We start from the raw sequence: 6,114 nt of genomic DNA, 5'->3' as shown, positions 1-6,114 counted from the left end.
CTAGGTGGTGTGGATGTGGTCGAAGGTGGTGGTGGTGAAGCGGACGCGGGCCTCGACCTCGTCCCCGACGGCCGGCACGCGCGCCCGGTGGGGCAGGAGCAGCATCGAGCACTGCATGTGCGGCGGCTCGGCGAACAGGCGCAGGGCCCCGTCGACGACGAACGGTGACCGCGACATCCCCAGCGCGTCGAGCCCGCCCCGGGCGGCCGCCGAGAACCGGGCCCGGACCGACGGGTCACCGGTAGGGGCGGAGAGGCCGATGCCGTGCGCGGTTCCGGCGCCGACCACGACGAGGTGGCCGCGCCAGGGGGCCGGCCGGCCCCGGTAGCCGAACGACTGGCCCATGGTCACCTCGTGCACGTCGAGCACCGGGGCGGTCACGCGCAGCGCCTCCCGGTCGCCCAGCCACAGCGCCGTGCCCACGCGCGGGCGCACGGTGAAGTCGGGGTACGCAGCGCGCAGCCGGCCGAGCTCGTCGGGGTTGAGGTGGCTCACCCACACCGTGGTGGTGCCGAGGTCGGCGCCCACGAGGTCGTTCATCAGCCGGTGCATCTCGGGGAGGTGGCTGCGACGGGTCAGCGGCAGGTGCACCGCCACCCCTTCCAGCCGGGCGCCCCGGTGCGCGGACAGCACCCGCCCGGCCTCGCGCAGCTCCGCGGGGGACATCCCGTGCCGCAGCATCGAGGTGAGCAGCTCCAGGACGACCCGGGCGTGCGGGTCCCGGGCCAGCAGCGCCTCCAGGTCGCTCACCCGGCTGACCGTGTGCACCACCCGCCGGGAGAGCGCGGGGGGAAGAGCCAGTCCCGCCCCGAAGGGCCGCCACGGCGTGAGCACCAGCAGCGAGCCGGGGAACCGGGTGGCCGCCTCGGGGAGCTCCTCGTAGGCGCCCACCGCCAGGGTGTCCAGTGCGGAGCCGGGCACCCGGCCGGCCAGCCACCGGGTACGCCGTGCCAGCCGGCCCACCGTGAAGCCGTAGCCGTTGCCCTTCGCGACCGGGACCAGGCCGGGCGTCGCCTCGGCGTACCCACGCAGGTGGCGCCGCCAGCGCCCCCCGTCGACGGTGAGGGTCAGGCTCATCCGCGCCTCTTCAGGTACAGGTCGAAGGCCCGGTAGAGCAACCGGTTGAGCGGCAGGTCCCACTCCCCGGCGTACTCGACCGCCTGCCCCCCGGTGCCGACCTTGAACTGGATCAGGCCCACGTGCGGGTCGTCCGCGGCCAGCGTCTCGGTGATGCCCCGCAGGTCGTAGACGCGGGCCCCGGCAGCCATGGCCGCGCGGATCATCGCCCACTGCACCGCGTTGGAGCCGCGCACCTCACGCTTGTCGGTGGAGGAGGCACCGTAGGAGTACCACGCGTGCTCGCCCACTCGGATGGCGATCGTGGCGGCCACCAGGTCCCCCTCGTGGTGGGCGAGGAAGAGGGTGAACCGGCCCGGGTCCTCGGCGCTGAGCGCGTCGTGCATGGTCTGGAAGTAGCCCAGCGGCCTGGGCGTGAAGTGGTCCCGCTCCGCGGTGTGCACGTAGAGGGCGTGGAAGGCCGGCAGGTCGGCCCGGGTGCCGGCGGTGACCACGACGCCGGCCTTCTCGGCCTTCTTGATGTTGCGCCGCCACAGCTGGTTCATCCCCGCGAGCACCTGCTGCTCGGTGAGCGGTCCGTCCGCGCCAGTCAGCGGCACCCAGAAGTTGTACTGCGGCTGGCCCGCGGCGAAACCGTCCTCGACGGCCTGAGGGAGCCAGCCGAGACGGTCGAGCTGGGCGACCACGCGCGCGCCCTCCGCGCTGCGCTCCAGCGGCGGGAGGTCGCCGAGCCGGGTCACCTGCGGGGCCGCGATGCCCTCCTTGACCTGCGCCGCGCTCCAGCGTCGCAGCACCACGGGCGGCCCCATGCGTACGGCGAAGGCGCCCGCGCGACGCAGGTGGTCGGCCATCGGGGTCAGCCACCGGGCCAGGTCGTCCGCGGCCCAGTCGATCACCGGCCCCTCGGGCAGGTAGGCCAGCGACCGGCGGACCACCGGAGCCTGCCGGTAGAGCACCAGCCCCGCGCCGACCAGCCCCCCGGTCGGGCCGAACCAGCCGAGGGACTCGTGGCGCCACTCCGACTTGACCGCTCCCCAGGCCGGCGTCTGCAGGAAGCTCACGGAGCGGTGGTGCCCGGTGGGGGAGTCCAGGAAGGCCAGGTGCTCGGCAGGAGTGAGGGTCCGCACCGTCAGCTCGGGAACAGGCTCGGGCGCGGTCACGGAAGCCGAGGCTACCTTTCCGGCCGGGCGGACGGGGACTCGACCGGTCCCCCGCACCGATCGAGTCCCCGTCCCAGGGATACCCGTCGCCGCGGAGGCGAAACCGCGACGACACCGGAGAAGAGCAGGGCGGTACCGGCCAGATACGCGGCGCGCGCACCAATTCCCTCGCCTTCGGGCATGATCCTCGGCACAGTGGGGGTCGACAGGTATCAGCACCTCCCGACGGGGCTCCTTGGGCGGTGTGAGCAGCGCAACGGTAGGTACGGCGACGGCATGGGAGGGGATCCGGGTGAGCCCTGACCAGGTCGCGGACCAGCCGCGCGGGGACCGCAACGGCGCCGTGTGGGGCCAGGCCGCGGCCTGCTTCCGGCGGTGGCTCGACGGTGACCAGGGCGGGCTCGACGACCTGGTGCGCCTGATGACACCGGTGCTCTGGCACGTCGTGCGTGCCTACCGGCTCAGTCCCGAGGTGGCCGAGGACGTGCTGCAGACCACGTGGCTGGCGCTGGTCCGGCGCCGGGACTCCATCCAGGACTCCGTCGCGGTCGGCGGCTGGCTGACCACCACCGCGCGGCGGGAGGCCTGGAGGGTGGGACAGAAGGTGGCCCGCGACGTCCCGGTCGACGACCAGGAGTTCCAGGTGGCCCTGCCCACGCAGCGGTCGGCCGAGGCTGACGCGGTGGAGCACGACGAGCAGCAGCGGCTGTGGCTGGCGGTCGGGACCCTCGACGAGCGGTGCCAGCGGCTGCTGCGGATCGTGGCCTTCGAGCACCGGCCGGACTACCGCACCGTGGCCTCGACGCTGGACATGCCGGTCGGCAGCATCGGGCCGACGCGGAGCCGGTGCCTGGCCAAGCTGCGGGTGGCCCTGACGGTCCCTGCCGCTGCCACGGGCACGCCTGACGAAGGGGGAGACCGATGAGCCGCGAGCCGATCTTCGAGGACCTGGTCCGCATGTGGGACCAGCGCGACCCCGTCCCCCGAGGGCTGGTCGAGCGGATGGTCGCCGTGGCGACCGCCGAGGCCGCGGTGGCCGCGACCGACCTCGACTACGAGCTCATGCTGCTGGTGGAGCGCACCACCGAGCTCGCCGGCACCCGCGGCACCATGGCCTACACGCTGCGGTTCGCGGCGGAGGGCCTCGACCTGCTGGTCCGGGCGGGGGGAAGCAGCGGCGAGGCAGCGACCCGCCTGGACGGGTGGATCGTGCCGCCCGGCCCGGTGACCGTGCGGGCCAGCCAGGTCGGCGGGGACGAGCGCAGCTGGGAGACCGAGGTCGACACCCGGGGCCGCTTCGAGCTCTCCGACCTCCCGCCCGGGCTGTACCGCCTCTGGCTGACCCCGCACGAGCCCGACGCGACGGCGTTCGGCACCCCCACCTTCGAGATCTGACACGTGCGCCCCCGCAGCCCGGGGGCACCCGGTGAAAGGCGACGCATGCAGACCCCCGACAGCGACCCGAAGTCCGACCCCGCCCGCCCCGAGAACCCGCGGTTCCTCCAGCGCGAGCCCACCCAGCCGCCCCGGTGGGCGCTGGCCCCGGTGGAGGGCCGGGTGCTGGACCCCGCCACCGCCCTGAACGTCGAGGGGGTGCAGCCGCGGCCCACGGCGTACGTCGGGCCGCGGCTGCTGGTCTCCCGGGACAACTTCGCCGAGACCCTGGACCTGCTCCGCGACGTCGCCCGCCCCCTCGGGTGGGACGTCGACCCGGAGGAGGGGGGACGGGCGGAGCCAGACCGGTTCACCGTCCGGCGGCTGCGCATCTCCTTGGCCTCCAAGCAGGCAGCCTTGGCCCCCGACGGCTGGGCGCTGCTGCAGCAGGCCCGGGCGAAGTACGGCCTGGAGCGGCTGCGCGGCGTGGGACTGGACCACGTCGTGTTCGCCCAGCCCTTCGAGGCGTCCCACCCGTTCGAGGCGTCGCATCCCTTCGAGGCCTCCCACCCGTTCGAGGCGTCGCACCCGTTCGAGGCGTCGCACCCCTACGGCCGGAGCGGCACGTCGTACGCCGTCAGCACCTACGGGGTGCCCGGCAGCGGCGGACGGCAGCCGGTCACCTACGTCGGCCCGGCGCCGCACCGACGTCGCGACGACGAGCTCCCCGGTCGTCGCCCAGTGGTGGCCATCCTCGACACCGGCTGCGCGGCCCACCCCTGGCTGGACGGGGTGGTCACCACAACGGCCACCCTGGACGGCTCCCCGATCGGCTACGTCGACGCGGCCACCGACCCGGACCTGGTCGGCGACCTGGCCGGGCCGCTGGACGGCTCCATCGACCCGCTCTCGGGCCACGGCACCTTCATCGCGGGACTGGTCCACCAGGGCTGCCCGGACGCCGACATCCTCTCCTGGCGCGTGGTCCCCTCGGCCGGACCGTTGGTGGAGTCGGACTGGATCACCGCGCTCAAGCAGATCGCCGAGCTGGTCCGCCGCGACCGCGCCGGCCTCCCCGGCGGCCGGGCCATCGACGTGCTGAGCCTGTCGATGGGCTACTACCACGAGACCCCCGAGGATGCCCTCTTCGACCCGACCCTGTACGACGTGCTCGCCGAGCTGGGTCGGCACGGGGTGGTGGTGGTCTGCTCGGCGGGCAACGACGCGACCGACCGGCCCACGTTCCCGGCCGGGTTCGCACCGTGGAGCAACGGGGCGGGGCCGGTGCCGGCGAGCCCGGACCGGGTGCCGATCGTCTCGGTGGGTGCGCTGAACCCCAACGGCCGGACCGACGCCCTGTTCAGCAACGCCGGGCAGTGGGTCCGCGTCTACGTGCCGGGCGCCGCGGTGATGAGCACGATGCCGGCCCTGCAGGGAGGGCTGCTGCCGACCGCTCGCACCCGGTGCCTGGGGAGGGTCCGCGAGTCGATCGACCCCGACGACTTCCGCGGGGGCTTCGCGGTGTGGAGCGGTACGTCGTTCGCGGCGCCGTACTTCGCCGGGCAGGTCGCCGCCGCGCTCCTGGAGCGGCTCGAGGGCTCCGGTCGCACGGTGAGCACCGACGAGGTGGTGCAGCGCGGCTGGGCGGTGGTGGAGGACCTGACCGCGATCGTCGCGCCATGATGGGGCGTGGCCACCGCACCAGAGCTGCACAGCCGAGGCGTCACCGCGATCAACAGCGGGCGGCTGCGCACCGCGCGCACCCTCCTCGAGAGGGCTCAGGAGCGCACCGACGAGGCTGACGGGGAGCTGCGGGCGCGGATCGAGGCCAGCCTGGCGTTCGTGACCGCCGAGACCGGTGACGCCGCAGGCGCCCTGGCGCTGTGCGAGCGAGCGCTGGGTCGTGCCGGGCTGTCGGCGGAGACCCGGGGGGTGGTCGAGAGCCAGCGCGCGCTCCTGCTGATGCGACGGGGTGAGACCGTGGCAGCGCTCAGTGCGTTCGAGGCCGCTATCGGCTCCCTGGCCGACAACCCGGCCGAGCTGGGCAAGGCGCACCTGAACCGCGGCGGGGTCTACCTCCAGCAGGGTCAGCCGGACCGGGCCCTGGTGGACTTCGCCGCGGCCTCTGAGCACCTGGAGTCGGCGGGGCTCACCACCGAGGCCGCGATGTCGCGGCACAACCTGGGCTACGCCCAGCTGCTGCTGGGGAACCTCGTCGACGCGCTGCGTGAGATGGACGCGGCCCGGGAGGTCCTCGCGCCGATGTCGCCGCTGACCCGGGCGATCTGCGACCAGGACCGGGCCGAGGTGCTGATGGCCGCGGGACTCTCCACCGAGGGTCGCCACGCGCTGCGGGAGGCGGCCCGGACCTACGGGCTGCGCCGCTTCCACCAGCGCCGCGGGGAGGCGGAGCTGGTGCTGGCCCGCTCGGTGCTGCTGGCCGACCCTGCCGAGTCGCTGGCGGCCGCCCGGGCGGCGCGGCGGCGGTTCACGCGCACCGGCA

General features: G+C 74.5%; 6 protein-coding genes. 4 read left to right on the top strand and 2 right to left on the bottom strand.

Translation table 11 applies throughout. The features are described 5' to 3' along the window. Together PLP61_RS12570 and PLP61_RS12565 are read right to left on the bottom strand one after the other, a co-directional pair. The gene (locus PLP61_RS12570) at nucleotides 1–1,077 is read right to left on the bottom strand and encodes an alanine racemase (RefSeq protein ID WP_324503067.1); all 1,077 of its coding nucleotides are present in this window, start codon (nucleotides 1,075–1,077) and stop codon (nucleotides 1–3) included. Then, nucleotides 1,074–2,237 (bottom strand): lipid II:glycine glycyltransferase FemX, encoded by a 1,164-nt coding sequence (locus PLP61_RS12565; protein WP_324503066.1) that lies wholly within the window; start codon nucleotides 2,235–2,237, stop codon nucleotides 1,074–1,076. The genes PLP61_RS12570 and PLP61_RS12565 overlap by 4 nt, the downstream gene beginning before the upstream one ends. Nucleotides 2,238–2,529: 292 nt before the next feature. On the opposite strand from PLP61_RS12565, the gene PLP61_RS12560 reads away from it, so the two are divergent. The 4 genes from PLP61_RS12560 to PLP61_RS12545 all read left to right on the top strand — a co-directional run. Next, nucleotides 2,530–3,162: an RNA polymerase sigma factor gene (locus PLP61_RS12560; RefSeq protein ID WP_324503065.1), complete on the top strand. Its 633-nt coding sequence runs from the start codon at nucleotides 2,530–2,532 to the stop codon at nucleotides 3,160–3,162. After that, nucleotides 3,159–3,632, top strand: a complete 474-nt coding sequence (locus PLP61_RS12555; protein WP_324503064.1) for a hypothetical protein — start codon at nucleotides 3,159–3,161, stop codon at nucleotides 3,630–3,632. Before PLP61_RS12560 ends, PLP61_RS12555 begins: the two co-directional genes overlap by 4 nt. Before the next feature lie 45 nt (nucleotides 3,633–3,677). Next, nucleotides 3,678–5,294 carry a S8 family peptidase gene (locus PLP61_RS12550; RefSeq protein ID WP_324503063.1) on the top strand — a complete coding sequence of 539 codons (1,617 nt, stop codon included), beginning with the start codon at nucleotides 3,678–3,680 and terminating at the stop codon, nucleotides 5,292–5,294. A gap of 6 nt (nucleotides 5,295–5,300) precedes the next feature. Next, a partial coding sequence (locus tag PLP61_RS12545; RefSeq protein WP_324503062.1) for a tetratricopeptide repeat protein occupies nucleotides 5,301–6,114 on the top strand: 814 nt, incomplete at its 3' end.

It is taken from the genome of Nocardioides sp., from assembly GCF_035429765.1.
GTDB lineage: Bacteria > Actinomycetota > Actinomycetes > Propionibacteriales > Nocardioidaceae > Nocardioides.
This window is presented reverse-complemented; position numbering and strand designations above follow the sequence as displayed.

Excerpts from the sequence above, each read along its gene's own strand:
- PLP61_RS12555 (WP_324503064.1), top strand. The coding sequence starts at position 3,159 with ATGAGCCGCGAGCCGATCTTCGAGGACCTGGTCCGCATGTGGGACCAG.
- PLP61_RS12550 (WP_324503063.1), top strand. The coding sequence starts at position 3,678 with ATGCAGACCCCCGACAGCGACCCGAAGTCCGACCCCGCCCGCCCCGAG.
- PLP61_RS12570 (WP_324503067.1), bottom strand. The coding sequence starts at position 1,077 with ATGAGCCTGACCCTCACCGTCGACGGGGGGCGCTGGCGGCGCCACCTG.